Origin of the sequence: Duganella sp. CF402, assembly GCF_900109645.1 — a bacterium.
Lineage (GTDB): Bacteria > Pseudomonadota > Gammaproteobacteria > Burkholderiales > Burkholderiaceae_D > Rugamonas.
Genome location: NZ_FOBG01000010.1, coordinates 1 through 3,046 on the forward strand (window position 1 = coordinate 1; position 3,046 = coordinate 3,046).

Annotated in this window: 1 protein-coding gene and 2 pseudogenes; all 3 read right to left on the reverse strand. The window is 58.2% G+C overall.

The genetic code is table 11. From position 1 onward, the window contains the following. A pseudogene (locus BMZ70_RS27780) lies at window positions 1-245 on the reverse strand (UDP-glucose 6-dehydrogenase); the annotation flags it as partial. A gap of 367 nt (window positions 246-612) precedes the next feature. Continuing rightward, window positions 613-1,779, reverse strand: a pseudogene (locus BMZ70_RS27785) (glycosyltransferase family 4 protein); the annotation flags it as partial. After that, complete coding sequence (locus BMZ70_RS27790) at window positions 1,760-2,839, reverse strand: glycosyltransferase family 4 protein (protein WP_130301149.1); 1,080 nt, start codon at window positions 2,837-2,839, stop codon at window positions 1,760-1,762. The pseudogene BMZ70_RS27785 and the gene BMZ70_RS27790, both read right to left, overlap by 20 nt. Window positions 2,840-3,046: the final 207 nt, after the last annotated feature.

A 3,046-nucleotide genomic window follows, 5' to 3' on the forward strand; every position in this document is an offset into this window, starting at 1 on the left:
ATGAACTGCAGCTGGCCGAAGGCCACGCTGTCTTCCACGCTGGTGGTAAAGCGCAGGCGGCCGGCCGCTACGTTGCGGCGCACCATATCGAGCAATCCAGGCTCGTGGATCGGCAATTGGCCGTCGTTCAAAATAGCAATTTTGCGTGCGTCCAGATCCAGACACAGCACCTCATTGCCCATCTCCGCCAGGCAGGTCCCGCTGACCAAACCGACGTAACCCGTCCCTATGACTGTAATCTTCATGTTTCTAATGACCCTGTGGATTAACGCGTTCTAACGATGTGCTGCTAGCCCTGACTCCCGCTGCAAACTGCGTCTCCACTAACTTCATTGCCGCTGGGCGGTCTTTTTTGCCACGCAGCAAAGCTATGCGCGGCAGGGTGTGGAACGTCGAAGCCTGGGCCGGCGTGCGTGCTGCAATCAAGCACTACTTTAATCGAAAACCTGATTGTTTGACAAACAATAAACTAATCGTGCGCACAACATTCTCATGCAGGGAACAGTTATGCAATTGTTTTGTTGCGCCACAGCATAATCTTTACGATTCTTTGCTCAAACTCACCCGTTTAAGCTTCAAGGGCGTCTGGCAAAGCTGCTGGAATTTCGCCCACGCAGCGCTAACTTCCTGCTTCAGTTCCGCCCGGAATCGCTCCGGACCAAAGAATATGGCATTGTCGCGGCACGCAAGTGGCGAGATCGGCGTAGGCAAAGCCTCAAACTGATCGAGGGCGGTATGGATTGAGGCCGCCGTTTGCTCCCAGAAGAAAACACCGGTTGGCGTTTCCGCATCCAGTCCGCGGATGCTCTCCCGCGCCCCGCCCTTGCCATAGGCAATCACCGGCGTACCGCAAGCTTGCGCCTCAACCACGGCAATACCAAAGTCCTCCTCTGCCGCAAACACGAAAGCTTTGGCGCGCTGCATGTAATCCTTGAGCGACTGGAAGCTCTGATAGCCAAGCAAAGTAACGTTCGGACCAGCCTTGGCTTTGATTTTCTCGAAATCCGGGCCAGTACCGATCACGACCAGGCGGCGATGCGGCGTGGCGCTAAATGCTTCGACAATAAGATCGATTTTTTTATACGGCACCATGCGCGAAGCCACAAGGTAAAAATCTTCCTTGTCTTCGCGCAGGCTGAAGGCCGCTGTATCTACCGGTGGGTAAACCACATCGGAATCGCGACCATATACTTTCTTGATACGACGGCCGATGAAGTGCGAGTTGGCGAGAAATACGTCAACGCCCGCTGCGGTGCGAACATCCCACAGGCGGATCTTGTGCAGCAGCCAACGGGCCAGCCAGGCCTTGGCGCCACTGGTCAAGCCGGACTCCTTCAGGTATTGGTGCTGCAAATCCCAAGCGTAGCGGATCGGCGAGTGCACATAGCTGACGTGCAATTGATCCGGGCCTGTCAGGACCCCCTTGCCTACCGCGTGTGCGCTGGTCAGCACAATGTCGTAGCCCGACAGGTCCAGCTGTTCGATCGCCAGCGGCATCAGCGGCAGGTAGCCACGGTACTTCTTTTGGGCGAACGGCAGTTTTTGTATGAAAGTGGTGACCGGCTTTTTACCCATCATGAACGCACGCTCGTTTTCCGGCACAAAGTCCAATATGGCAAAAAGATCAGCCTCCGGATAGCACATCAACATCTGCTCCAGCACACGTTCGGCTCCCGCATAGACGGTCAACCACTCGTGCACAATCGCAACCCTTACCGGACGGCCGTCCTCCTTTGTCATCATTGGATTTTTTCCTATCTTAGTTTGTAGCGGAAGAATATTTTTTATCCTGAACTGCACTCATGCCGCATTCCGTCAGCACTTGGCGCGCACTGGCCTCCCAGGTAGTGCGCGCAGCCTGCTGCGCGCCGCGCGCCGACAGTTGCCCGCGCAATTCCGGATCGCCGGCCAGTTTCAGCATAGCGTCCTTGAGCGCAACCGCATCGCGCGGATCAAAATACAGCGCAGCGTCGCCGCACACTTCCGGAATCGAAGCAGCGTTGGACGCCAGTACCGGACAGCCGCAGGCCATCGCTTCCAGCGGCGGCAGACCATAGCCTTCATACAGCGAAGGGAAGACAAATCCGCGTGCGCCGCCGTAGAGCGCACGCAGCTCCGCATCGCTGACGTAACCCAGCCAATGCACCCGGTCCGAAGTGGCCGCCGGGTTGCCGCCAAAGATGCGGGCATTGCCGCCACCGGCGATCGCCACATGAAACGGCGGCGTATCCATCAGCGCCAGCGCATCCAGGATCAGCTGAAAATTCTTGTGCGCGGCCATGCTGCTGACGGCGAGCAGGTAGGGCTGCCCCTCCAGGCCGAACTTCTGCAGCGCCCCGGCGTCCGGGACCACACGGTGGATATGCTCGACACTTTCGACAATCACCCCTATCTTTGCCGCAGGAATACCGAACACCTGCTGCAGTTCACGCGCGGAAAACTGGGACACCGTAATGATGCGGCGGGCACTGCGGCCAAGGAGGGGCATCAGTACTTTGTACCACCAGCGGAAAGAGCGGCTGAAACCAGCTGGCATGCGCTCGGTACCGGCATCATGGATGGCCACTACCTGGTTACGCATAAATGCCGGCCCCGTGTTGCACAGATTGAGCAACACGCCGTCAGCCGGCACAGCGCGCGCCAGGTCCAGCTGCTCCCATAGCGTGCCTTGCCGGGTGCCCACCGGGACAATGGTGATATGGCGGTAACGCTGCTCGACGGCGGCGCCCGGCGGTACCAGCACAGTGACGCGCAGCCCCTCCACTGCCGGGTCACCGGCCGCCAACAAAGTGTCGATGGCGGCTGTGATTTCGATGGCGACACGATCCACGCCAGTCATGCGGCGCGTCAAAAAACGCCCATTGATATACAGGTCTAGACTCACGCCAGGTCCTTTGCTAGCTGATTGACGATGCCCGGCTTAACGACGACCGATGGCGAAATATTCTAACCCGTGTTGGCGCACCTGAGCCGGCTGGTACAGATTGCGGCCGTCGAAGATCACCGGCTGGCGCAGCGCTGCCTTGATCTGCTCGAAATTCGGCAC

Excerpts from the sequence above, each read along its gene's own strand:
- BMZ70_RS27790 (WP_130301149.1), bottom strand. The coding sequence starts at position 2,839 with ATGACTGGCGTGGATCGTGTCGCCATCGAAATCACAGCCGCCATCGAC.